Below are 24,906 nucleotides of genomic sequence, written 5' to 3' on the forward strand. Positions count from 1 at the left end.
TTTACAGGAGGATTTTGAATGAACAATACCGCAACCAACAGTACCCCTTGCCCGACTGTCAGAAAGCAGATCGGCAAGACCACCTATATCGTCCGTGTGCATTTCAGCCAGACCGCAAAAGAAACGATGGAGGACAAAATCAAGCGTCTGCTCCGTGAGGAAGTCCGCAAAATGTGACTTCTTTTTGAATTTGATGAAAAAGTCCTTGACTTTTCGTCTCTGGAAAAACAGCGAAGTCGATCCTTATTTCCTGTGCTTCCAGACTGGCTCCTTTTGACATTAAAGAAGTCAGGGAAATTACCATGTATGACGAGCTGGATCTGGATATGCTGGGGGATGAACGGACCGCTCTTTTCCTTATTATGAGTGATACGGACGGAACCTTTGCATTTTTGATCAGTCTGATCTATTCCATTTTGTTTAACCGCTTATGCGAGCGGGCGGATGATGTATATGGGGGCAGGCTTCCCATCCATGTGCGCTGCCTGATCGACGAGGCGGCAAATATCGGGCAGATCCCGAACCTGGAGCGTCTTATGGCGACCATCCGAAGCCGTGAGATCTCTGCCTGCTTGGTGCTGCAGGCGCAAAGCCAGCTCAAAGCCCTGTATAAAGATAACATGGACACCATCATCGGTAACTGTGACGCCTCTCTTTTCTTAGGAGGCAAAGAAGAAACTACCTTAAAAAGCTGGAACTCCCTATTAGGGAAAGAGACTATTGATCTGTATAACACCAGTGTCACAAAGGGAAATCAGGAATCCCACGGACAAAATTTTCAAAAGCTGGGAAAGGACCTGATGTCGGTGGATGAACTGGCAGTTATGGACGGGGGCAAATGTCTGCTGCAGATCAGGGGTGTGCGGCCGTTCCTCTCCCGGAAATACGATATAACCAAACACCCAAATTACAAACTGCTTTCCGATTTTAATGAGAAGAACGCTTTTAATATCGAAAAGTTTCTTTCTACCCGGATGCCGATGCGTCCCGGTGAACGATACCGCAATTATGAAGTCACAGCCGAAGATCTGGCTTCCCAGACTTTATAGAGTTGTTCCTGCCTGTCAAAGCATGACGCCCTGGCAGGCTTTGTTTTTGTCACGATGAAAGGAGGATATTTTGAGGATTCGTGATTCTCCCTGAAAAGTAAATAACCGCAGGATTTTTCCTGCCCCATGCCGCCGTGCTGTTTGAAACAGATTTTTTTCTAAAAACAGTGCGGCGGCTTTTTTTGTTTCCGGCCTGATACGGCCATATCACAAATTAAAATTTCTGAAATTAAAGGAGGAACTATATGGCATTTTTTGCAAGCGCGATTGATACTTTGAAGATCCTTGTGATCGCCCTGGGCGCAGGTCTGGGCGCATGGGGTGTTGTAAACCTTCTCGAAGGTTACGGAAATGATAACCCAGGTGCAAAATCCCAGGGGATCAAGCAGCTTATGGCAGGCGGAGGTATCGCTCTGGTTGGTGCAACGCTGATCCCGCTGCTTTCCGGCCTGTTCGGTTAAGGGCTGACTTATGGGCAGTCTGTTTGAATGGATAACAGACTGGATTAAAGAGGGCCTGATCGATGCGATCACCGGACAGTACACCAGTATTTTCAACTCCGTCAACAATCAGGTTGCGGATGTGGCAAATCAGGTAGGACAGACCCCGCAGGGCTGGAATGGCGGCGTGTTTTCCATGATTCAGAATCTTTCAGAAACCGTCGTCATTCCCATTGCGGGCATGATCCTGACCTTTGTTCTGGTGTATGAACTGATCCAGATGATTCTCGAAAAGAACAACATGCACGAATTCGATACATTCAACATCTTCAAGTGGATTTTCAAGACTTTTGTTGCCACTTACCTGCTCACCAACTGTTTTACGATTGTGATGGCGGTCTTTGATGTGGCCCAAAATGTGGTGTCGCAAAGTGCCGGTGTCATAAACGGGAACCTGGATGTGCAGGCGGCGTTGTCTGATCTGAAAACCCAGCTTGAAGCAATGGGAATGTGGGAACTGATTGGACTGTGGCTGGAAACCAACATCATCAATCTGTGTATGTGGGTACTGTCCATCGTGATCTTTGTCATTGTATATGGCCGTATGATCGAGATTTATTTAACCGTGAGCCTTGCACCGATCCCGTTTTCCACAATGGCAAACCGGGAATGGGGACAAATGGGAACCGGGTATCTGCGTTCCCTTTTTGCCCTGGGCTTTCAGGGGTTTTTGATCCTGATCTGTGTTGCCATTTATGCAGTGCTGGTCCAGTCTATCCCATCGTCCGGCGACGTGCACGGCGCGATCTGGGGAACGGCGGGTTATACGGTACTGCTGGCTTTTGCCCTGTTTAAGACAGGTTCGTTATCCAAATCCATATTTAATGCAAGATAGCATGAACAAAACCAATTCTAAAAAGGAGGATTTTATATATGAGTAAAACCAATACAGAAAAAATGGCGCCGGAGACACAGACGCCGGAAATGGCAAACGGCATGAAGCTGGATGTCCGCGTGCGTCCGATCGCCCCAATGGGAAACCTGCTGGCGTTTGCCAATGTTACGATTGGCGGATGCTTTAAGATTGACGGCTTCCGTATCTGTTCCAGTGAAAAGGGGCTGTATGTCAATATGCCCGCAACCCAGGATAAGGGAGGCAACTGGAAAGATGTCTGCTGGCCGGTTACGGCAGAGTTCCGCAAGCAGCTCAACGATGCCTTAATCGATGGGTACGGGCAGGCTATTGAAAATTTGCAGGCAACTCTTGAAGCGACAAAGGGAGCAGCGGAAAAACCTTCCCTGACCGGTGCATTGAAAGAAAATGCCGGTAAGGTCAAAGAACAGCCGGCCAAACCGGCCACATCTAAGAATGAGCAGGCTCGCTAATGCCGGAAACGAAACAGTACGGCATTATCTATGCCGATCCGCCCTGGCATTATGACAGGAAACATGGAAGCGGCGTTGCGGAAAACCATTACCCCACAATGAGCATTGAAGAAATCTGTGCCCTGCCGGTATCGGAACTTGCCGCAAAAGACAGTGCCCTTTTTCTGTGGGCGACCTTCCCGCAGCTCAATGAAGCCTTCCGGGTGATCGATGCCTGGGGATTCAAATATAAAACGCTGGCTTTTCTATGGCTCAAACAGAACCGGAAAGCGGATAGCTGGTTTTATGGCATGGGCTTTTGGACCCGCTCAAACGCGGAGGTCTGCCTGCTGGCAACCAGAGGCCGTCCGAAACGCCAATGTGCGGGAATCCATCAGTTTGTGATCTCCCATATTGAGCAGCACAGCAAGAAACCGGACGAGGTGCGGGATAAGATCGTAAAACTCATGGGCGATCAGCCCAGAGTGGAACTGTTTGCAAGACAAAAGACACCCGGCTGGGATGTATGGGGCAATGAAGTGAACTGTACGCTGACTATGCCGGAGCGAAAGGGGTGATTTTGATAGAACAAGATGCAAAGCGGCTGCTTATGGAACGGCTGGACGAGTGTTTGAAGGTTCATGCGGATATGCTGGATGCACAGAACATCGGCAGTATTTACGAGTTACAGGGACTTTCGGAACTCCACTATTATCTGAAGGTTGAGCATGTATTTACTCCGGCGGAAGTAGAGGCGCTTCTTTCTTTTCAGGACCCGTTGGATGTAGCCCGATGGTGTTGGGAAGAAAATAACCATGAACACAGTTTCCCGATCTGCGATCTTCTCAAAGAAATTGATGCAGCGCAAAAATTTGAACATTTCACAAGCGAACCTTCCGCACAGGACAAATATACGCTCCTGATGAAACGGCTGGGACAGAATTACTTTGCTTACAGGGAAAGCCTTATGTCAAGAGATAAGGAATCCTTAATTGAAAAAGCTGCTGAAATTACAGCCATGCAGGAGGCGTATTCCTATCTGACAACAAAGTTTGAGTTCAGGGATGAAATGCTGGATGATGTGCTGGCGCTTGAGAATCCTTTGAAATACTTTGCAGACCGTTGGCTTATGCCGGTTTCAGATGTGTTCGACGTGGATATGGATATTCGGGAAAATATTGCCGGAATCCGAGACAGCCAGGAATACCTGTGTCAGAGAGAGCCGGCTGTTTCTGTCCTGGCACGGCTGCAAAATGCGGCTCAGGAAGTGCGGGAATGTCCGGCTGTGGAGAAACCGGTACGCGATTTCGGTGCACGGTAATGGGCCGGAAATTATATTACGATGGGAGGTGTATAGATGCCTTATGTACCTGTACCAAAGGATTTAACCAAAGTTAAGACTAAGCTGGCCTTCAATCTGACGAAGCGCCAGCTTATTTGTTTCAGCCTTGCCGGACTTGTCGGCCTTCCGGTGTATTTCTTTACCCGCGGGGCGATCGGCAATTCGGCGGCTGTACTTTTGATGATCGGGCTGATGATGCCCTTTTTCTTCTTCGCCATGTATGAGCGTGACGGGCAGCCGGCAGAAAAGATCTTGAAGAACCGGCTCCGTTATAAGCTCTGGCCGAAGGACCGTCCATACAGGACGGATAACCTGTATAAATCTATGTCAAAGAAGGAGGTTACAAAGATTGCCAAAAAACAAGCAGCAGGAAGCTCAGGAAAAGCGTCTGCAAAAAAACATCAGGCAGGCCAAAAAGACCGGAGCCGATGCAAAGCAGGGCAAAACTAAGTCTGCCCGTTCCAAGCCGTCTAAAAAAGGCGGCTTTTTTGCCGGGCTGAAAGCAGATGCCCCGCAGACGGTCCAGCAGAGCATTCCCTACCGTGAAATGTACCGGGATGGGATCTGCCGGCTGACCGATACCCTTTACACCAAAACGGTGCAGTTTTTTGATATTAACTATCAGCTTGCACAGGCAGATGATAAAGCACAGATCTTCGAGGGTTACTGCGATTTCTTAAATTACTTCGACGCCTCGATCCATGTGCAGCTTACCTTTATCAACCAGCGAGCCAATATGCAGGATTTTACCAGAAGCATTGACATCCCTCCCCGCGGCGACGAGTATGACGGAATCCGCAGGGAATACGGGGATATGTTAAAGAACCAGTTGCAGAAAGGAAATAACGGTCTCACCAAACGTAAATACATTACCTTTGGGATCGAGGCAGATGACCTGCGTACTGCGAAAATGCGTCTGGAACGCATTGAAACGGATGTGCTGGCAAATTTCAAGACCCTTGGAGTCCAGGCAAGATCCTTAAACGGACTGGAACGTCTGGAGCTTCTTCACAGCCAGCTTCACCCGGACGGTCAGGAAAAGTTTCATTTCCAGTGGTCGGATCTGCCTAAGACCGGTCTTTCTACCAAAGACTTCATTTCCCCATCCGGGCTGTCTTTTTCAAAGGATGGAAAGACATTCCGGGTAGGCGATCATTCCGGTGCTGTCTCCTTTTTGCAGATTTTGGCGCCGGAGCTTACCGACCGGCTTTTAGCGGATCTTCTTGACTTAAACGACGCCGTGACCGTCAACCTGCATATCCAGTCTATCGACCAGGCGCAGGCGATCCGAAACATCAAGCGTAAAATGTCGGACCTGCAGAAAATGACCATTGAGGAACAAAAGAAAGCGGTCCGATCTGGGTATGACATGGACATCATTCCCACCGACCTTGCCACCTATGGAGAAGAAGCCAAAAATCTTTTGCAGGATTTACAGAGCCGCAATGAGCGCATGTTCCTTGTGACGGTACTGGTGGAAAATATCGCTGCCAAACGTCAGAAGCTGTTCAATGATATTTTTGCCGCTTCGGGTGTGGCACAGAAATACAACTGTGCCTTAAAACGGCTGGATTACCAGCAGGAACAGGGGCTTATGTCCTCGCTTGCTCTTGGTACGAACCAGATTGAGATTGAGCGCGGGCTTACGACCAGCAGCACAGCGATCTTTGTACCGTTTACCACCTGTGAACTGTTCCAGGAGGGCGAGGCATTGTATTACGGCCTGAACGCCCTTTCCAATAACTTGATCATGGCGAACAGAAAAACGCTGAAAAACCCCAATGGGCTGTTTCTCGGTACCCCAGGAAGCGGCAAATCTTTCTCTGCCAAGCGTGAGATCGTCAATGTGTTCCTTCTGACGGAGGACGACATCATTATCGCTGACCCGGAAAATGAGTATGGGCCGCTGGTACAGCAGTTCGGTTCCCAGGGGCAGGTCATTGATATTTCCCCTACTTCCACGAACTACATCAACCCGATGGACATCAATCTGGACTATTCCGATGATGAAAACCCGATCACTTTGAAAAGTGATTTTATCCTGTCGCTGTGTGACCTTATCATCGGCGGCAAAGAAGGACTTTCCCCCATTGAAAGGACGATCATCGACCGTTGTACCAGACTGGTGTACCGGGAATACCTGCAGGACCCGTGCCCGGAAAATATGCCGATCTTAGGTGATCTTTACGAGCTGCTTTTGAAACAGTCTGAACCGGAGGCACAGAATATCGCAACGGCGCTGGAAATCTATGTCAATGGTTCCCTTAACGTGTTCAACCACCGTTCCAATATCCAGATGGATAAACACCGGGTACTGTGCTTCCAGCTTAAGTCACTGGGAAAAGCCTTAAAGGAAATCGGGCTTTTGATCATGCAGGATGCGGTGTGGAACCGTGTCACGGCCAATCGCTCCAAACATAAAACAACCTGGTTCTATATCGACGAATTCCATCTTCTTTTGAAAGGGCAGACAGGAAGTTTCAGCGTGGAGATCTGGAAACGCTTCCGTAAATGGGGCGGAATCCCATCAGGTTTAACGCAGAATGTCAAGGACCTTCTGGCTTCCCGTGAGATCGAAAATATTTTTGAGAACTCGGACTTTATCTATATGCTCAACCAGGCCCAGGGAGACCGTCAGATTTTGGCAAAGCAGTTGGGAATCTCCCCGCACCAGCTTTCGTATGTGACCCATTCCGGTCCCGGCGAGGGGCTTTTGTTCTTTGGAAATGTGATCATCCCTTTTGTGGACCACTTCCCGAAGGACACACTCTTGTACAGCGTGCTTACCACAAGACCGGATGAAGTAGCGGGGACCAAAGCGTGAGACAAAAATTAAAATGGATCGGAGGTGAGAACAATGGCACACGACAGGGAATTTCAAAGGAGGCGCAAAGATACCCGGATGCCGGTGCGTGATTCCCACGGGGAGGATCAACCGGCAGCCAGGCAGACCGAACAGGATTTTGACCTGCGCAGGGCACGGGACACCCCTTCTTCTGTCAACGGCAAGACACACAGGCAGGACATCCCTGTACAGACGGAATTTTCCCATCTGTCACCGGAAACACCGGCGTCCTTGCTGGAACAGGGCGAAGCGTATGCAACCGCTTTGGATGGTTTTTCGGAACACTTTGAGACACCGGATGCTACCAGGACAGCGCCCCCGATACAGGACAACGTGCGAAGCAATTTCCGGCAGGAGGCTTCCAGGCGTTCTTTTGTAACAGAGGATGTGACAGACCATGATACCGGAAAATATGCTCCTTCTTCCGAAGGCTCAGCCCCACCGAACGGCACAGACAGATCCGGTCAGGAACACCGTTACCGAACACACCAGCATGGGAACAAATATCAGCAGCGTTTTCAGGAAGCGGCACAGGCGGAGGAACAGGCAGCGCAGAAGGAAAAGGGTATGGATAGCGAACCGCCGAAAACATCCAAGCTGGAATTTACTGCGGATGAACTACCGCCGGAGACAAAGGATAAAAAGCTCACCCATGCAAGACGGAAGGCGGAACGGACTGCACAAAAAGCAGAGCAGGCGCAAAATCGTCTACCTGCCCGGAAGAAACTGCGCATGGAGACGGTTTCCGACCCGGAGACCGGAAAAGCCAAAAAACACTTAAAATTTGAAAAGGAGGTCAAATCCCAAAAGGTCCATGTAAAAGGACCTGTACCCCTGCGTCCGGTCAAGGCGGGCGCCAATACTGCCATTGGTTACGCTCATAAAAAGATTTATGAGGCAGAGGATGAAAATGTGGGCATCAAGGCAGCCCACCGCTCTGAACTTGTGGGCGAGGCAGGGCTTCGCACGGCATATCACCGGCATAAAACTGCCCCCTACCGAAAGGCAGCGAAATTACAGCAAAAATCAGCAAAAGCAAACGCAAGACTTGCTTACCGGCAGGCTCTTAGCGACCACCCGGAGCTGAAGAAACATGCGATTGCCCGGATATGGCAGAAACAAAAACTGAAAAGGCAGTATGCCAAGGCTGCCCGTGAAGCCGGGAAACAGGCAAAAAATGCCGCAGTCGCAACAGAGAGGGTCAGCGTCGGTATTGTCCATGCGGTCAAACGGCACCCTGTAATCTGCCTTGTCCTCCTGCTTCTCCTTTTGGTAATTTTCCTGATCACATCCCTGTTTTCCACGTTCTCCAATATCGGGACCGGCGGTTTGGGAAGTCTGGCTGCTTCTACCTATCTTGCAGATGATCAGGACATCAACCAGGCGGAGCTTACCTATACCGAATGGGAAACGGATCTGCAAATGGAAATAGACCGGGTGGAATCAGACCGCCCCGGCTATGACGAATACCGGTATAACCTGGGCGCAATCGAGCATGACCCGTATGTGCTGATGGGGTATCTGACTTCTGCTTATCAGGGATTTACTTACGATGAAGTGGAAAGCGTGCTGCGGCAGCTTTTCCAGGAACAATATACCCTGTCCTTTTCAGAAGAAACCGAGATCCGTTACCGCACCGAAACTTCCGTTGATCCGGAAACCGGGGAAGAAACCCAGGAGGAAGTGCCTTATGAATGGCGCATCTTAAATGTCAAGCTCACAGTCACACCTCTAGAAAACCTGGTCGTTTCCCGGATGAACGCAGACCAGAAAGAGATCTGCGAGATCCTGCTGCAGACAAAAGGAAACCGCCAGTATGTCAAAAATGTCTTTGGCACCAACTGGCTCCCTTATGTGACCAGTTATTACGGCTACCGGGTACATCCCATCAGTGGGGAAAAGAACTATCACACCGGTGTGGACATCGGGATGCCGGAGGGCACAGAGATCCTTGCCGGGCATGACGGAACGGTCACCCTTGCGGGAAATGCCGGCGGTTATGGCTTGTGTGTCGCTATTGAAGGCGAGGCATACGAAGGACATACCCTGACGACCAAATACGGGCACTGTTCCCAGATCCTTGTTTCTGCCGGGCAGGAGGTCAAAGCCGGGGATGTGATTGCAAAGGTCGGGAATACCGGAAATTCTACCGGGGCCCACCTGCACTTAGAAGTCCTGGTTGACGGCCAGTATTTGAATCCCCTGTATTTTGCCGATACCGGCGATACCAGCGAACGGCACCTGCCAGAAGTTGGTTCAGGCGGCACAGGAAACTACTTCGATTATGACATTCCACCGGAAGCCCTTGCGGATGAACAGTTTGCCGCAATGATGGCCGAGGCGGAAAAATATCTTGGCTATCCGTATGTATGGGGAGGCGCAAGCCCTTCCACTTCCTTTGACTGTTCCGGCTATGTGTCCTGGGTGATCAACAACTGCGGCGTTGGCTGGAATTTCGGAAGGCTGACCGCGGATGGTCTTTTAGGTGTATGTACGCCGGTATCAAGTGCGGATGCAAAACCGGGCGACCTGATCTTCTTCCAGGGGACCTACAACACCAGCGGCGCAAGCCATGTAGGGATCTATGTGGGAAATGGAATGATGATCCACTGTGGAGACCCGATTTCTTATGCAAACATCAATACAAGCTACTGGCAGCAGCATTTTTATACATTTGGGCGTCTGCCTTAACAGATTGGAGGTAATAAATTGAATCCTAAAATTGAAAAACTGGAAAAGGAAATTGAAAAGACCAAAACAAAGATTGCGGAAATGCAGGCAAAGCTCCATAAGCTGGAGGAACAGAAAACAGAGCTGGAAAATACCGATTATGTAGCGGTGGCGCGCAGTTTCAAACTGACGCCCCAGCAGCTTGCGGATTTTTTGAAATCACAGCAGGCAGCCCCTTCGGAAACTGTTTTACCGCAGGAGAAGGAGGATGTGCATGAGGCTTAAAAAACTTTCCCTGCTGCTGGCGCTTACGCTTCTTGTAAGTGTCAGCGCATTACCTGTAACGGCTCATGCCGGCGGTTCCAAAGACACCACACCGCCAACGCTGACTGCTTCCATGGAGGGCGATGCCCTGAAAATAGAAAGCAGTGACGATCTATCCGGCGTGGAGGCGGTCTTTGTTGATGAAAACCGTATCAACTCCCTCACCGACGGGAAAGCGTCGGTCGCACTGAAAGATTATGCCGGAACAGAAAAACAGGTAAGCATATACGCAAAAGATTATGCCGGTAACCGTTCTGATGTGGTAAAGCTGGATAATCCGTATTACAAAGAACCGGCTCCTGAAAAGAAACCTGCTACGACAGCACCCCAGAGTCCGTCCGGTACACAGACAAAACCGCCTAAGGAAGAAAAACCTTCCGGCTCAAACGCTGCAACCCCTTCCGGCGGCGGAAATTCTTCCGGTTCAGATAACAGTACCGGACAGCAGGAAAATACTTCTGCGATCCCGGAAGGTGCATTTACCCCGGAAGGCACCGGAACGGTACAGGACAACATCAGCGGTACGGATGGGGAAAAACAGTTTTACACCATCACTACGGACGCGGGCAATGTCTTTTATCTGGTGATCGACGGGAAACGGGAAGATAACAATGTCTACTTCTTAAACGGCGTCACAGAGTCCGACCTGATGGCACTTGCAGAAAAGAACAATGGCAGCATGAGCATGATCCCCCAGGAAGAAAGCTGTAACTGCACAGAAAAATGTGAGGCAGGAAAGGTTAATACCGGCTGTCCGGTCTGCAAAAATGACTTAAATGGCTGCAAAGGAAAAGAAAAGCCGGCGGAAACTGAAAAACCGGCAGAACCGGAAAAGCCGAAGAAAGAAACCGGCAGCGTCGGCACGATCCTGTTTATCCTTGCTGCCTTACTTGCGGTCGGCGGGATCGGTTACTATGTAAAAATCGTGCGTCCGAAACAGCAGGCCGAGGACGATGCGGAATTTGAGGATGACGGTTATGGCGAAGGCTTTGACCCGGATGAGGCATACGGGGAACCGGAATATCTTTCCGAGGATGATTTTGACGACAAGGACAGCAAATAAGGCTGTCCTTTTAGATTTTATGAAAGTGAGGATTTTTTCATGGAACATATCATAACCAGGCGCCGCGGCTTTCGCAAGCTGTTGGCGTTTTTGCTCTGTATGGCAAGCATTTTGGGGCTTCTTCCGGCTCAGGCTTTTGCCATGTCTGTCGGACAGACAGCAAGCTCCTGGCTGGGCGATCAGTATGTAGGCTCTGATGGGAACCACTACCGCGCCCCAGCGCCTTACACCTATCTTGCCTACCATGCAGACGGAACCATCGACGTACACACCAGTTCCGGGGGCAATGCTTACCGGCATTATATGCTGACGGATTCTGACGGGATCAGCCATCAGGTTTACTGTGTGGAGAGCGGGATTCCTTACCATACTTCGGAAAACACCTATGTTTCGGAAAGCGGGACCAACAGCCAATATCTGAACCTGCTTCCTGCCGAGGCAAGGAGGGGGATCACCCTGACTGCAATCTATGGCTGGAAACCCGGTTCGGCGCTCCCTGTTTCCGGGATCAACGAGGACGACTATAAGATGGCGACCCAGATCATCCTCTGGGAATACCAGCAGCAGCTTAGAAGCGATCCGTACAGCCGCCACGGAAACGGCCACGCAGACGCCGACCAGTATTTCAGCGTGATCGCCGGACGACCGGCAGAAAAAGCCTATGACTGGATTCTGGCACAGGTAGCTTCCCATTCCACAGTCCCTTCCTTTACTTCTTCTAAGAAAAGCGAAGCACCGGAACTGGAACTGAAATGGGATGTTGAAAAAAAGGTCTATACCCTGACGGTCACAGATACCAATAACTTGAAGATCGATCTGGAGGCTTTGAAAGGCAGCGGCGTTTCTGTGACAAGAAACGGAAATGAATACACCTTTACCAGCAGGCAGATGATGATGGACCCGGTGCTGTTTGAATTCCGAAAGAATATCCCGGTGGCAAACGACATGCTGATCTGGGGCAGACCCGGCTACCAGACCATGATGACCGGCGCCAGCGATCCGGTTTCCTTCTTTGTAAAATTCAAAACGGAAACTTACGGTACCGCAAAACTTGTCAAGACCAGTGAGGACGGCATTGTTTCCGGTATCACCTTCCATATCTCCGGTACGGACATTTTGGGAAATGAAGTCAATGAGGAAGTTACGACCGGAGAAAACGGCCAGATTGAAAAGAAGCTCCTGCCGGGAACCTATCTGGTAAAAGAACTTCCGGTGGACCGCTATGTGACCCCTTCCGCACAGTACGTGACCATTGAAAGCGGGCAGACTTCTTCGGTACATTTCAGCAATATTCTGAAGAAATTTCGCGTCCATGTGGTAAAGAGTGATGCTGACACCGGAAATGCTCAGGGGGATGCCACGCTTGCAGGGGCGGCCTATGGGATCTTCCGTGATGGCGAACTGATCGACACTTATACTACCGGACCGGATGGCAGCTTTATGACCCGCTATTATGTATGCGGGGATGGCTGGACGATCCGGGAAATCGAACCGAGCACCGGGTATCTTCTGAATGAAACCATTTATGAAGTGGGTGCATCCCCTTCCCTGTATGAAGTGGAACTCAATACCACAGAAAATCAGGTGACGGAAACGGTTATTTACGGAAATATCCAGCTTGTCAAGCACACCGATGACCTGGACCCGGATGTGCCTGAGGGCGAAAATACCGACGATCCCAATGCTGGTATCATCGAACGCCCGGAAGCAGGCGCAGTCTTTGAAGTTTACTTAAAGGCAGCCGGGAGCTATGACGCGGCAAAGGAAAGTGAACGTGACCTTCTTACCACGGATGCGGATGGTTTTGCTTCCAGTAAACCGCTTCCTTATGGACATTATACGGTCCATCAGATCGCAGGCGAGGAAGGCAAAGCCTTTGTCCCGGACTTTACGGTATTCATTTCCTCTGACGGAAAGACTTACAGCTATATCCTGAACAACCGCACCATCACAGCCCGTCTGAAAGTTGAAAAATGTGACGCAGAGACCGGAAAGATTATCCCTGTGACCGGAACCGGTTTTCAGATCAAGGATCTTTCCACCGGGGAATTTATCACCCAGACCGTCTACTATCCGAACCCGGAAACACTGGATACCTTCTATGTTTCTGACGAGGGCTGGCTGATGCTGCCGGAGCCTTTGGCCGCCGGGGATTATGAACTTTATGAGGTGGCTGCCCCTTATGGCTATGTGCTTTCCGATCAGCCGGTACCGTTTACCATTGACGGCAGCGAGGCGGTTGTGACGGTCACTCAGTACAATATGCCGCAGAAAGGCCAGCTTACCATCACAAAGACCGGAGAAGTATTTGCTTCTGTCCAGGAAAACGACGGACTGTACCAACCGGTATATGAGGTTGCCGGACTTCCTGGAGCGGTCTATGATGTGATCGCAGATGAAGATATTTATACCGGTGACGGTACCTTGCGGGCAGAAAAAGATACGGTTGTGGAAACACTTACGACCGGCGAGGACGGCACAGCGAAAAGCGGGTCTCTCTATCTTGGCCGTTATCGTCTGGAGGAACGTCAGGCGCCTTCCGGCTGTGTGTTGAATCCTCAACCGGAATATGTGGAACTGACCTATGCGGGTGAGACCGTAGAGGTTACACAGACAGCGGCCGGTCTTTATGACGAACGCCAGAAAGTGGATGTCACACTTTTCAAGGCAATGGAGACCGATGACCTGTTCGGTCTTGGCATGAACGAGGAATATAAGGATATTTCCTTTGGACTTTATGCTTCCGCAGACCTGACGGCGGCAGATGGCAGCGTAATCCCGGCAGGTGGACTTCTGGAAGTGGTCTCTGTTTCGTCTGAGGAATCCGGCGGTTACAGCGCTTCCTTCGCTTCCGACCTGCCTTTTGGCAGCTATTATGTCAAGGAACGCACAACCAACGGCGCCTATATCCTTTCGAATCAGGAATATCCGGTTGTCTTTGAGTATGCTGGTCAGGAAACCGCCCTGGTACAGATCCTTGTCAATGAAGGCGAGGCTGTTTCCAATGAACTTCTCCGTGGGCGTGTAGACGGTGTAAAAGTCGGGGAAAACCCGGAAGGCGGCGAGGATGTCACGCTTGCCGGTGCGCTCATGGGTCTGTTTAGACCTGATACCGAAGAATTTACTGAAGAAAATGCGCTGCTTACTGCTATTACCGGAAAAGACGGCAGTTTTTCCTTTGAGAACATTCCTTACGGACACTGGATCGTCAAGGAGATCTCTGCCCCTGACCTTTATACGGTAAGCCCGCAGCAGCACCATGTATATATCGGTGCAGACGGACAGCATATCGAGATCCGTGTGGAAAACACCCTGATCCGCGGCAGTGTGCAGGTAACTAAAACCGAAGCTGTGGAGGAACCGTCCCCTGTGGAAAAGGAGGATAAGAAAGACAAGAATTCTTTCCTGCGCTTCCTGCCCGGTGCAGTGTTCGACCTGTATGCGGATTCCAACGCCAACCAGGAATATGATCCTGACGATCAAAAGATCGGTACGCTGAAAGAAACCGATGCAGGCTATCATACGGCGGAAAACCTTCTGGCTGGCGGCTACTTTATCAAAGAAAGCAAAGCGCCGGAGGGCTATCAGCCTGACTCAAACGCTTACTATTTTTCCATCACAGAAGATGGACAGGTCGCAGTTGTGGAAAATGGAGAAGCCGGGCACGGATTTACCAATGAGGCTTACCGCGGCAACTTAAAGATCACAAAGGATTCCAGCGACGGGCGCAAAGATGGTTTTGCCATCGAGGTTAAGAGTGCGGACGGCTCCTACTGCGAGACATTCACCACTCCAAAATCCGGCGTGATTGAAGTTAAGGGCCTTCGTGTCGGTATTTATACCGTAACAGAAGTTGCAAACCGGGCAAGCAAGGATTACATCATTCCTGATGCCGCTACGGTGGAGATCAAGGCAGATCAGACATCTACGGTCCAGTTCTTTAATGAAAAACCGGAAAAGCCGGATAACCCAAAGAACCCGGAAAAGCCTTCTGTTCCCTCCAATCCTTCCACCCCTCAAAAGCCGGTACCGCAGACCGGGGATGATCCGTATATTTTCCTGTATGGCGGACTGCTGGCAGCCGCACTGATCGGCGGCAGCGTATTTGCTGTGTATTATTTCAAAAAGGGAAAATACAGCAGGACTTCCCTGAAAAGAACGGCTGTCGGGGTTTCTGTCCTTTCACTCTGCGTTCTGGTGGCTCTTGGCAGCGGTTTTTTGGTGTTCCGTGACTTGAACCAGTATGCTGAGAGTAAAGATGCCTATCGAGATCTTGCCGGATATGTGGAAGTGCCGGAGCAGACAGCTTCCCCGGAGTCGGCACCCGATCCGACAGAACCAAAACGGGACGATACCGATATTGTCCTGCCTTCGGTAGACTTTGAAACGCTCCGTGAAAATGGACCGGACATCATCGGATGGCTTTCTCTTCCTGATACGGTGCTCAATTATCCGGTGACGCAGACCGACAACAACGAGTATTACCTGAACCATCTTTATGACGGGACCTATAACAAGGTTGGCTGCCTGTTTGCCGACTATGAAAACCGGGCAGATTTTTCAGACCGCAATACGATCATTTACGGTCATAATATGCGGGATGGTTCCATGTTTGCCTTGCTGAACCGGTACGATGAACAAAGTTACTTTGATACTCACAGGCAGATGTATCTCGTTACTCCGAAGGGGGGTTATGTCATGGAGATCTTTACGGCATTTGCAGCAAAACCGGAAGAATCCGGCAGTAAAACTTCTCCCTGGCAGCTTTCCTGGAAGGATGACGGTGCTTATACTACCTGGCTTACAGCTATGAAGGAACGTTCTGCGGTGGAAAGTGATGTGACTGTGACCTGCAGCGATAAGGTACTGACCCTTTCTACCTGTACGCCGGGCGGCACAGGACGCTTTCTTGTCATGGGAAAACTCGTGAAAGTAGATAACGAAATATAGATTTTAGACGGTGCGGGGGCAAAAGCTCCCGCACCTGCTGTTTACAAGGAGGATTTTATTTTATGGTAAATACCATGATTTCCATTCCCGGCTATGTCCATCTTTACCGCTCGCTTTTGCGGTTTTACGACATGCCGGAAAATGAAGTCCGGGAAATGCTCTATCTTCTGAATACGGCAAACCTGGACTGCTATGAGTATTATCACCCGGACCGCAGTGTGATCCAGAGCGGACCGGTCGCTTTTTGCGGATGGCTGGAAACGAAAGACTGCCGCCCTTACCGCACAGAGGTACAGCTTTACAAATCGCTGCTGTTTTTGAAGCGCAGCATCGACCGTGACCTGATCGTATCAGCTCAAAGGGAGGCTCTGCAAACCCTGCGCTGTATTATCTCCAATCTGGAATACCGCTTTTATAAAGCCTATGGCATGGAGATCGAGGACAAACGCACGGTCTATGGGGAATGTACCTACCGTCTGGTTCCCAGGGAGGATGAACCCAGCGTGTGCCTGATGCACGACTGGATCTACCTGCCAACTGCCTGATGTCACGAATAATATATAAAATATGTGACATATATGAAAACTGTACTGCCTTGCAAAATTTTTGATTTTTGATGTATAAATCAGATTTTTAATGGGAACACTCAAAATAAGAGGAATAGGACCTATTGCAATCATGTCACGAATAATATATAATATTCGTGACATGAAGGGAGGCGGTATTGTGGACAACGGATATACAAAACGAATACGAGAGCGTGTTCTTTCTCTTGAAGATGGAACTGTTTTTGTGATGTCTGATTTTGCGGATATTGCAGATACATCCACTATTCGTCAAAGTTTAAGCCGTTTAGTGCAATCAGGAACATTGCGCCGTATTTTGAAAGGAGTTTATGAAAAACCAAAATATAGCAAACTTCTGGATGAATATGTGGCGGCAGACCCGGAAGCGGTGGCGAACGCATTGGCACGAAGTTATCACTGGACGATTGCCCCATGTGGGAATACAGCATTGAACCTGTTAGGTCTTTCAACACAGGTAACAGCAGTATGGTCCTATATCAGCGATGGTCCATATAAGACCTACGAGTGGAACTCTACAAAGCTGGAATTTAAGCACCGGACCAATAAGGAGATTACCGGATTGTCCTATATGACAAGTTTGGTTATACAGGCATTAAAAACGCTTGGCAGATCGAATGTTACGCCAGAAGTCATACAGATGCTTTCCGAAAAACTGACAGACAAGGATAAACAGGCTTGTTTGAAGGAAGCAACCGAGTCTACGGATTGGGTTTACGATACGATACGGCAGATTTGTGGAGGTGAAAAGGTACAATGAGAAATATAGCAAGACTTTCAGATAACGACCGCAGGGAGCTGTTCAGAAATACAGCAGATAAAATGGGGCTGAATGATGCCATCGTGGAAAAAGACTTTTGGGTATGTTTTACGCTGGATTATTTATTTCACCGCTCACCATGGAAAGAGTCCATCACCTTTAAGGGTGGTACCAGCCTTTCAAAAGCCTTTCACCTGATCAGCCGGTTTTCAGAAGATATTGATTTGATTCTGGACTGGCGTGTATTGGGATATGGCAAAGATGAACCATGGGAGAAACGTTCCAATACAAAACAGGATGCTTTTAACAAAGAAGCCAATGTGCGTGCAGAGGTATTTCTGTCCGAAACATTCTGCCCGGCAGTCAAAGCCGGCTTATCCCAGGAAATCGGTTGTGAAGCAAATGTCTACATAGATGAAAAGGATAAACAGACGGTCATTTTCGCCTATCCGCACCTTTTTACGAATACGGCGACTTTACAGGTGATCCGTTTAGAGATTGGTGCGCTGGCAGCGTGGACTCCTGCAAAAACAGCGCTGATCGAACCATACGCGGCAAAATATTATCCGAAGATTTTTGAGCAAAAAGAAACCGCAATCCTTACCGTTGCCCCGGAACGGACCTTCTGGGAAAAAGCCACAATCCTGCACCATGAAGCGAACAGACCGGAACATTTGGAAATGCCGCAGCGGTATTCCAGACATTATTATGATCTCTACCGCATGGCTGCAACACCGGTCAAAGAAGCTGCTTTTTCCAGGCTGGATCTCCTGAAGAAAGTTGTAGATTTCAAAATGAAATTCTATCCCAGAGCATGGGCGAAGTACCCGGAGGCTGTGCCGGGCACATTAAAATTACTCCCGCCGGAATATCGGTTCGCAGCATTGGAAACGGACTATAACTCTATGCAGGATATGTTGTATGGGGATATTCCGACATTTGAGACAGTCATAGCAGCGGTCCAGGAACTGGAAAAAGAGATCAATACACTATAAACAATTACATATCCATTTATTTGCCGGCTATTCTAAGATGCTTTAGAATAGCCGGTTTCTTGTTTTCAAAGGAGGGATGCTATATTACGCAAAATGAAGTCAATGCCGTTTTTGACGAACAGGTGCGGCTCTGTGCTGATACCTTGAAACGGAAAACCAAAGAATACACCGGGGATGATCCGGACCGGCTGGGTGCATTTAAGGCAGCGGCAGCTTTACAGCACACAACGCCCCAGCGTGCCCTTGCCGGTATGCTGGCAAAGCATATTGTTTCTCTATACGATATGTGCTTTGCCGAGGAAACAGTTTATCCGATGGACACATGGGACGAAAAGATCACAGACAGTCTTAACTATCTGTTCTTACTGAAAGCGATTGTAAAGGAGGGACATACCAATTAAACAGATTGAAGTAAAAATTTTGAACTGCCAGGCGGTAGCGGAAGCAGAAAAAAACATGGTCTTTGCGGCAAGACTTACCCAGCAGGGACATAAGATTGCCTCAATGGACGACCTGATGGAGCTCTACGAAAAATCATTCAGCGTTCAGACAGTAGCAGCTATGGGGGCGCTTCCCCATCCTACCATCCAGAAATTTGCGGTGATCACGGTAGCCATTGTCGGCGCCAGCAGGCGTTTTCTGGCGCAGATCACCCGCCACCAGAACGAAGTAAAATTTATGAGTGCATCGCTGCAGTACAGCAACTATACGGGACAGGCGGATTTCGCTGTCCCGTATTCTATTATGACGGCTCCGGCAGTGGTACGGGAACTGTACTTAAAAAGCTGTAATGAAAGCATGAAATGTTATGAAGCCCTGTGCACTGCCGGAAGCGGGCACGATGCGGCCGGCTATGCCACGCCCCAGGGATTGCGGAATGTACTGCTCATCAGCGCCACCCCTTATCAGTGGAAACATATCATCAGCCAGCGGGTATGCCGGAGAAATACAGATGAAACAAGGATCGTGCTGCTAAAGGTCTGGAAAGAACTTTATGAACTAAGCCCTACTTTGTTTGCCCCATCACTGACCGGGCCTTTTTGTCAGATGGATCGATGTCTGGAAGGGAAAATGACCTGCGGACGAAAACTGCAGGCAAATATGACGCCAGAGGATATTTTGGAAAAAGATTATCCTGCTCTTTGGGAAGGAGACTGCCGATGAAAATAAAACTGATCGACTTTGGCGTACCGGAGCACCAGCGTCCTTACCGTCCGCATGGCAATGATGCCGGAGCGGATGTTTATCTGCCCTATGACTGTACCTTACAGCCCGGAGAAATCGCCAAAATTCCTTTGGGTTTTGGACTGGAAATACCGGATGGATATGCGGGATATATCTTTCCCCGTACCAGCATGGCGGTAAAAGGTCTGGTCTGTGAACTGCCGCCTGTGGATTCCGGCTACCGTGGAGAGATCCATGCGATCATCAGCAATGTAAGCAATCAGGCGCAGTCTCTTTTTAAGGGAGCCCGTATCGGGCAGCTTGTGATCACGCCGATCGTCATTGCGGATTTTGTAACCGATCTGGGAACAGAACGAGGAACCGGCAGCTTTGGCAGTACCGGCGAATAGAAAAAGGCTGTTTGGAGAACAGTTTTTGAATACTTATCGGTATAGGGAGCGGACATTTCGAGAACATTATAAAATATAATAAAGAAAGTCACGAAAAAAGCGGCCATTACCGTGACCGCTTACTTTCTGCTATTGAGTTCTTTCATAATACCGAGGATATATTGCATGGATTGAGGATCAAGCTGTCTTGCCTCTGCAATGAATTCCTTTAAGGTTTCCGGGTAGGTATTTCCTTCATCAAAGAATTCCTGCGGTGTCACACCCAGATATTCGCAGATGTAGAAAAAAGACTGCATAGCGGGAAGTGACTTTTTATTCTCAATATTATTGATGTAGTTGTTTGCCTGACCTAACGATAAAGACATATCGCGTGCGGAAACTCCTTTTTGTGTCCGCAGCTTCGCTAATCGTTCCGGGACAAAATCTTCATACATCGCCTTCACCTCCCATTCTGTAATAGATTGTACCTCACGCCCCTTTATTATCCGCAAAAGGAAAAAGGGTATTATCGTTGACTTGCTAAATTAAATCTATTACTATATGAAAAGTGAAGAATTTTACCTATCAGATGGAGGGATGACCGATGAAAGGAAAAACTTGCTGTGTTACCGGACACAGGGATTTACCGCAGAATGAGATCAACAAAATAAAAGCCGCTTTGGCACATGAGATCGATGCTGCTGTTACAGATGGGTTCACCTGTTTTATGAGCGGTTTTGCAGATGGCGTAGACCAGTATTTTGTGGAGCTGGTGCTGGAAAGAAAGCAGACCACCCCGGCACTGGAGCTGATCGCAGTGATCCCTTACCGCAAGCGTCTGGACAGCCTAAATAAGAAAACAAGAACCCGTGAACTGCTGGAGGCTTGTGCGGATGTTGTTGTGATACAGGAAAAATATCTCCCAAGCGTCTACTCCCACAGAAATCGTTATATGGTGGAACACTCCGACCGAGTGATCGCTGTATATGACGGACGGGAAACCGGAGGTACAGCAAAGACGATCCGCTTTACCCATCGGATGAAGAAGGAACTGCGGGAAATCCCAGTTGGAGAAATCGTCCTGCCGGATCACTTGAAACCAAAAACAAAATAGATACCTGTTGATGCGCTCACTTTGAAGTGGGCGTTTTTCTTTACCCATTTTTAGGAGGAATGCTTATGTGGAACCTGATCTTACATTTCCTTACCTTTGCCGGAGGGATAGTTTCCGGCGTTATGCTGATGTGTCTTATGCAAACCGGAAAACTTGCGGATAAAGAATTTGAAACTATGAAGGAGGAATAAAAATTGAAACTTGTGATTGCAGAAAAGCCCTCTGTTGCTATGTCACTGGCAGCAGTATTAGGCGCAACGGAAAGAAAAGACGGTTATCTCGAAGGTTCCGGCTATCTGGTGAGCTGGTGCGTGGGACATCTTTTGGAACTGGCACAGCCGGAGGCTTACAAAGAACAGTACGCCAAATGGCGGTATGAGGATCTTCCGATCCTACCGGAAAACTGGAAATATGAAGTGCCAAAGGATAAGAAAACGCAGCTTGCCCTTTTGTGCCGATTGATGAAGGACAAACGGGTGGATTCCGTGGTATGCGCTACGGATGCCGGACGAGAAGGAGAACTGATCTTCCGTCTGGTCTATGAATATGCCGGATGTAAAAAGCCTATGGAGCGCCTTTGGATTTCCAGTATGGAGGATGCGGCGATCCGTGAGGGCTTTGACCATCTCCACCCCGGCAGTGATTACGATAAGCTCTATGATGCGGCGGTCTGCCGGGCAGGAGCCGACTGGCTGATCGGGATCAATGCCACCCGGCTTTTTTCTGTCCTGTATGGTGTCACCCTAAATGTCGGCCGTGTTATGTCACCGACACTGGCACTTTTGGTACAGCGTGAGTCGGATATTGAATCCTTCATCAGTAAGCCTTTTTATGTGCCGGAAATCACCTGCGGAGGTTTTACTGCTTCCGGCGAAAAAATGACGGAACGATCCGAGGCTGAAAAAATCCGTATGGACTGTGACCACAACTCCGCTTTTGTGCGTTCTGTGGAAAAGCAGGTAAAAACTATACAGCCTCCCCGCCTTTATGACCTTACAACTCTGCAAAGGGAATGTAACCGTATTTATGGCTATACGGCTCAACAGACCCTTGATTATGTGCAATCTCTCTATGAAAAGAAGCTGGCAACCTATCCGAGAACGGACAGCCAGTATTTGACGAAGGACATGCAGGCAACCGCCGCTTCCCTGATCCTGTGGCTGCGTGACAATATGACCTTTGGAAAAGGCTACGCCGGAGAGCCGGACATTGACCGGGTAACAGATGACAGCAAAGTGACTGACCACCATGCCATTATCCCAACTGTGGAAATCGCACGGACAGACCTGTCAGAGCTTCCTTCCGGGGAGCGGGATGTGCTTACCCTGCTTGCCGTCAGACTGCTTTGTGCCACAACGCAGGTACACCGATTTGAAGCGGTCACCGCTATATTGGACTGCCAGGGATATACTTTTACGGCAAAAGGAAAGACTATTTTACAGTCCGGCTGGAAAGAGGTGGAACGGATTCACCGTATGAGTATCAGGCAGAGTGAAACGGAACACAAAGAAAATGAAGCTGTCGCTCTCCCTGTGCTGCAGGAAGGACAGACTTTTGAAGCTGTATCAGCAAGTCTCCGTGAAGGGAAAACTTCACCGCCGAAACACTATACGGAGGACACACTGCTGTCCGCTATGGAGACTGCCGGTGCGGAAGATATGCCGGAAGATGCCGAGCGTAAAGGATTGGGTACTCCGGCTACCCGTGCGGCAACACTGGAAAAGCTGGTTTCTGCCGGATTTGTACAGCGAAAGAAAAAGCAGCTCATTCCTACGGAAAAAGGAAAGAACCTGATCGCAGTCCTGCCGGACAATATCAAATCTCCCATCTTAACTGCAGAATGGGAATCCATGCTGAAACAAGTGGAACATGGCGAACTGTCGGCAACATCTTTTATGGATCAGATTGCAGATATGAGCCGGACGCTGGTAAAAGAACATACTACCCCGGAAGAACGTTTTGCGGATCTGTTTCCTTCTTCCAAAGGAACTGCACACGAAGCCGTGGGGGTATGTCCCCGCTGCGGTGCCCCGGTATTTGAAGGAAAGAAAGGTTTTTTCTGCGGCAACAGGGAATGTTCTTTTGCTCTTTGGAAAGATAACCGTTTCTTTTCCAGCAAGAAAAAATCTATCACAAAGTCTGTGGCAGCGGCTCTTTTGAAAGAGGGCCGCATTTCTATGTCCGGGCTTTACAGTGAAAAAACAGGAAGGACCTATGATGCGGAAGTGATTCTGGATGATACCGGCGGTAAATATGTGAATTTCAAGCTGGAATTTCCAGCAAAGAAAGGCAGGCGTAAATGAGCGATCGAAAAACCTTTGAATATGGCGGTTATCACTTCACGCCCATACGAAAATTTCACAAAAAAGAAGGCGACTTTTTCGCCATATCGAAACGGCTGGCAAGTGACCCCAACTTAGGGCTGTGTACCTATCAGGATCGGCAAAAAGCACCTTATGATTACAAAGACTTTTATACCGTTTCAACAGACAAAGAATGTGATATTTTCCGCTGCGAAGAAAATGGATTGTTGTATGTACCAGGAAAAAATGAACTTTTTATTTACCATGAACCAAAACAGAAAAAGCGGAACTCTATCGCCGATGCCCTTTCACAGCCCAGGAATGTTACTGATACAACCGAAATTTCCAGCGGTCGGCAAAGCAGAGCCCCGGAAAGGTAGGCGTTATGGCGGAGAGAGAATTGAACCGCTCGGAGCGGGCTGCGATCCGAAAGCTGGTTACGGAGCTTTGCGCCAACTATGACTCCCAGGATAAGATCTGCCTTCCTCTGGACAGCCCTTGTTACATGCTGAATAAATGGTGGACCGGTGCTTATTGCAGGTACTTTGAAAAAGCGGTGCTGCCGGTGGATGCAGCACTGGAATCAGCCATTACCGGCGAGGACACCTCCATGAGACAGAAAATATGCCCTGTGTGTGGAAAGGCATATCTTCCTACAACCAGCCAGGCATATTGTTCCGCTGCCTGCCGGGTCTATGCAAGACGGAAATCCGAGCGGGAACGCAAACGCCGGAAGCGGCAAAACCAACCATGATATGTCCGCAACTTAGCCTTAAAAGTCCTTGATTTTCAAGGGCTTTTTGCACCTGTTTTCAAGGGAGCTGTATAAGAATACTCCGGTGCTTTGAAATGAGGTTAAGTTGCAGACAAAACATATATTTTAACAAAAACGATAGGAGGCGATTTTTTGAATATCAACACGATTACCGCGGAGGACCTTCGCCGCATGCCGGATAAGGAAGGACTGATTTTACAGGGCTGTGGCGGGGATCTGACAGAGTGGGTGGACGGGATCAATGAAATGCTGACAAAAGCAGGCATATTGAAAGATGGCTGTCAGTTTGAGAATGTGGCTGCTTTTCAGCACGGCGAACTGACCTGTCTGCTTTACCCGTTTGATGATGTGAAACTGGATATAGGAAAACTTGCCCTGTGGCGTTTACAGACCCATGAAGTCTATGGCGGCACATGGCTGTCGGACTTTGTGCCGAATTATTTAGGCGGATTTATAGAAACACCGGAAGCGTTGGCAGATAAACCGGATTGTCCGCTGATCGGAGCAGATGGGAACATTTTTAATCTGCTGGGTATTGCTTCCCGTACTTTGCGGGAGCATGGTTTGAAAGAACAGGCAAAAGAAATGTCTGATCGGGTATTTGTTTCCGGCAGTTATGGAGAAGCGCTCTGTATCATTGGCGAATATGTCAACATCACAGATTCCGAACCGGAGCATAAGAATTCTCTCCGTCAGCAGCTAAAGGCAACAAAACCGGCAGACCCAGTAAAAAAGCAACAAACTTCCAAACAGCAGGAACGATAAGGAGGGATG

The 24,906-nt window shown here is 49.1% G+C and carries 25 protein-coding genes and 1 pseudogene; 25 read left to right on the top strand and 1 reads right to left on the bottom strand.

Annotated elements, in window-relative coordinates:
* Positions 1–18 precede the first annotated feature (18 nt).
* The 19 genes and pseudogenes from DWW13_RS11085 to DWW13_RS11175 all read left to right on the top strand — a co-directional run bounded on the left by DWW13_RS11085 (position 19) and on the right by DWW13_RS11175 (position 19,961).
* Positions 19–177 carry a transposon-encoded TnpW family protein gene (locus tag DWW13_RS11085; protein ID WP_081731980.1) on the top strand — a complete coding sequence of 53 codons (159 nt, stop codon included), beginning with the start codon at positions 19–21 and terminating at the stop codon, positions 175–177.
* A 41-nt stretch (positions 178–218) separates the two neighbouring features.
* Positions 219–1,049: pseudogene (locus DWW13_RS11090) on the top strand (VirD4-like conjugal transfer protein, CD1115 family); the annotation flags it as partial.
* A 245-nt stretch (positions 1,050–1,294) separates the two neighbouring features.
* A complete protein-coding gene (locus DWW13_RS11095; RefSeq protein ID WP_005361081.1) occupies positions 1,295–1,510 on the top strand; it encodes a Maff2 family mobile element protein in 216 nt (71 codons plus the stop codon).
* 10 nt (positions 1,511–1,520) lie between these two features.
* The gene (locus DWW13_RS11100) at positions 1,521–2,384 is read left to right on the top strand and encodes a VirB6/TrbL-like conjugal transfer protein, CD1112 family (RefSeq protein ID WP_117442478.1); all 864 of its coding nucleotides are present in this window, start codon (positions 1,521–1,523) and stop codon (positions 2,382–2,384) included.
* Positions 2,385–2,422: 38 nt separating this feature from the next.
* Positions 2,423–2,875 carry a SpoVG family protein gene (locus tag DWW13_RS11105; RefSeq protein WP_117442477.1) on the top strand — a complete coding sequence of 151 codons (453 nt, stop codon included), beginning with the start codon at positions 2,423–2,425 and terminating at the stop codon, positions 2,873–2,875.
* The gene (locus tag DWW13_RS11110) at positions 2,875–3,432 is read left to right on the top strand and encodes an MT-A70 family methyltransferase (RefSeq protein WP_005361089.1); all 558 of its coding nucleotides are present in this window, start codon (positions 2,875–2,877) and stop codon (positions 3,430–3,432) included. The genes DWW13_RS11105 and DWW13_RS11110 overlap by 1 nt, the downstream gene beginning before the upstream one ends.
* A 2-nt stretch (positions 3,433–3,434) precedes the next feature.
* Positions 3,435–4,175: a hypothetical protein gene (locus DWW13_RS11115; protein WP_243113262.1), complete on the top strand. Its 741-nt coding sequence runs from the start codon at positions 3,435–3,437 to the stop codon at positions 4,173–4,175.
* Positions 4,176–4,211: 36 nt separating this feature from the next.
* Entirely contained in the window at positions 4,212–4,646 is a 435-nt protein-coding gene (locus tag DWW13_RS11120) for a PrgI family protein (RefSeq protein ID WP_117505240.1), read from the top strand.
* Positions 4,585–7,020 carry a VirB4-like conjugal transfer ATPase, CD1110 family gene (locus DWW13_RS11125; RefSeq protein ID WP_442857775.1) on the top strand — a complete coding sequence of 812 codons (2,436 nt, stop codon included), beginning with the start codon at positions 4,585–4,587 and terminating at the stop codon, positions 7,018–7,020. The genes DWW13_RS11120 and DWW13_RS11125 overlap by 62 nt, the downstream gene beginning before the upstream one ends.
* Before the next feature lie 33 nt (positions 7,021–7,053).
* Positions 7,054–9,732: a CD1108 family mobile element protein gene (locus tag DWW13_RS11130; RefSeq protein WP_117657261.1), complete on the top strand. Its 2,679-nt coding sequence runs from the start codon at positions 7,054–7,056 to the stop codon at positions 9,730–9,732.
* A gap of 18 nt (positions 9,733–9,750) precedes the next feature.
* The gene (locus tag DWW13_RS11135; protein ID WP_025577937.1) at positions 9,751–9,996 is read left to right on the top strand and encodes a DUF4315 family protein; all 246 of its coding nucleotides are present in this window, start codon (positions 9,751–9,753) and stop codon (positions 9,994–9,996) included.
* A complete protein-coding gene (locus tag DWW13_RS11140) occupies positions 9,986–11,098 on the top strand; it encodes a DUF4366 domain-containing protein (protein WP_117468867.1) in 1,113 nt (370 codons plus the stop codon). Before DWW13_RS11135 ends, DWW13_RS11140 begins: the two co-directional genes overlap by 11 nt.
* Before the next feature lie 39 nt (positions 11,099–11,137).
* Positions 11,138–16,048, top strand: coding sequence for a class B sortase (srtB, locus tag DWW13_RS11145; RefSeq protein WP_118502282.1), 4,911 nt, complete (start codon positions 11,138–11,140; stop codon positions 16,046–16,048).
* A 62-nt stretch (positions 16,049–16,110) separates the two neighbouring features.
* Positions 16,111–16,593 (top strand): hypothetical protein, encoded by a 483-nt coding sequence (locus tag DWW13_RS11150; protein WP_015542949.1) that lies wholly within the window; start codon positions 16,111–16,113, stop codon positions 16,591–16,593.
* Between the two features lie 181 nt (positions 16,594–16,774).
* Entirely contained in the window at positions 16,775–17,392 is a 618-nt protein-coding gene (locus tag DWW13_RS11155) for a DUF6088 family protein (protein WP_055158509.1), read from the top strand.
* Entirely contained in the window at positions 17,389–18,387 is a 999-nt protein-coding gene (locus tag DWW13_RS11160; protein WP_055158508.1) for a nucleotidyl transferase AbiEii/AbiGii toxin family protein, read from the top strand. Before DWW13_RS11155 ends, DWW13_RS11160 begins: the two co-directional genes overlap by 4 nt.
* 83 nt (positions 18,388–18,470) lie before the next feature.
* Complete coding sequence (locus tag DWW13_RS11165; protein ID WP_040446694.1) at positions 18,471–18,788, top strand: hypothetical protein; 318 nt, start codon at positions 18,471–18,473, stop codon at positions 18,786–18,788.
* Positions 18,784–19,551 carry an FAD-dependent thymidylate synthase gene (locus tag DWW13_RS11170; RefSeq protein ID WP_199596375.1) on the top strand — a complete coding sequence of 256 codons (768 nt, stop codon included), beginning with the start codon at positions 18,784–18,786 and terminating at the stop codon, positions 19,549–19,551. Before DWW13_RS11165 ends, DWW13_RS11170 begins: the two co-directional genes overlap by 5 nt.
* Entirely contained in the window at positions 19,548–19,961 is a 414-nt protein-coding gene (locus DWW13_RS11175) for a dUTP diphosphatase (RefSeq protein WP_005361111.1), read from the top strand. The genes DWW13_RS11170 and DWW13_RS11175 overlap by 4 nt, the downstream gene beginning before the upstream one ends.
* A 119-nt stretch (positions 19,962–20,080) precedes the next feature.
* On the opposite strand, the gene DWW13_RS11180 is transcribed toward DWW13_RS11175, so the two are convergent.
* A complete protein-coding gene (locus DWW13_RS11180) occupies positions 20,081–20,395 on the bottom strand; it encodes a helix-turn-helix domain-containing protein (protein ID WP_005361112.1) in 315 nt (104 codons plus the stop codon).
* Positions 20,396–20,544: 149 nt separating this feature from the next.
* Between DWW13_RS11180 and DWW13_RS11185 the strand changes: the two genes are divergently transcribed.
* From DWW13_RS11185 to DWW13_RS11210, 6 genes are all read left to right on the top strand, one after another.
* Entirely contained in the window at positions 20,545–21,054 is a 510-nt protein-coding gene (locus tag DWW13_RS11185; RefSeq protein ID WP_118502284.1) for an SLOG family protein, read from the top strand.
* Between the two features lie 65 nt (positions 21,055–21,119).
* A complete protein-coding gene (locus DWW13_RS11190; protein ID WP_117514294.1) occupies positions 21,120–21,245 on the top strand; it encodes a DUF3789 domain-containing protein in 126 nt (41 codons plus the stop codon).
* A gap of 3 nt (positions 21,246–21,248) precedes the next feature.
* Positions 21,249–23,357: a DNA topoisomerase 3 gene (locus DWW13_RS11195; protein ID WP_118502286.1), complete on the top strand. Its 2,109-nt coding sequence runs from the start codon at positions 21,249–21,251 to the stop codon at positions 23,355–23,357.
* Positions 23,354–23,737, top strand: coding sequence for a hypothetical protein (locus DWW13_RS11200; protein ID WP_025580944.1), 384 nt, complete (start codon positions 23,354–23,356; stop codon positions 23,735–23,737). Before DWW13_RS11195 ends, DWW13_RS11200 begins: the two co-directional genes overlap by 4 nt.
* A gap of 5 nt (positions 23,738–23,742) precedes the next feature.
* Entirely contained in the window at positions 23,743–24,111 is a 369-nt protein-coding gene (locus tag DWW13_RS11205; protein ID WP_118502288.1) for a cysteine-rich VLP protein, read from the top strand.
* A gap of 192 nt (positions 24,112–24,303) precedes the next feature.
* On the top strand, positions 24,304–24,897 hold the full coding sequence (locus DWW13_RS11210) for a hypothetical protein (RefSeq protein WP_438265686.1): 594 nt from the start codon (positions 24,304–24,306) through the stop codon (positions 24,895–24,897).
* Positions 24,898–24,906 lie beyond the last annotated feature (9 nt).

Origin of the sequence: Blautia sp. AF14-40, assembly GCF_003479665.1 — a bacterium.
Taxonomy (GTDB): Bacteria; Bacillota; Clostridia; order Lachnospirales; family Lachnospiraceae; genus Fusicatenibacter; species Fusicatenibacter saccharivorans.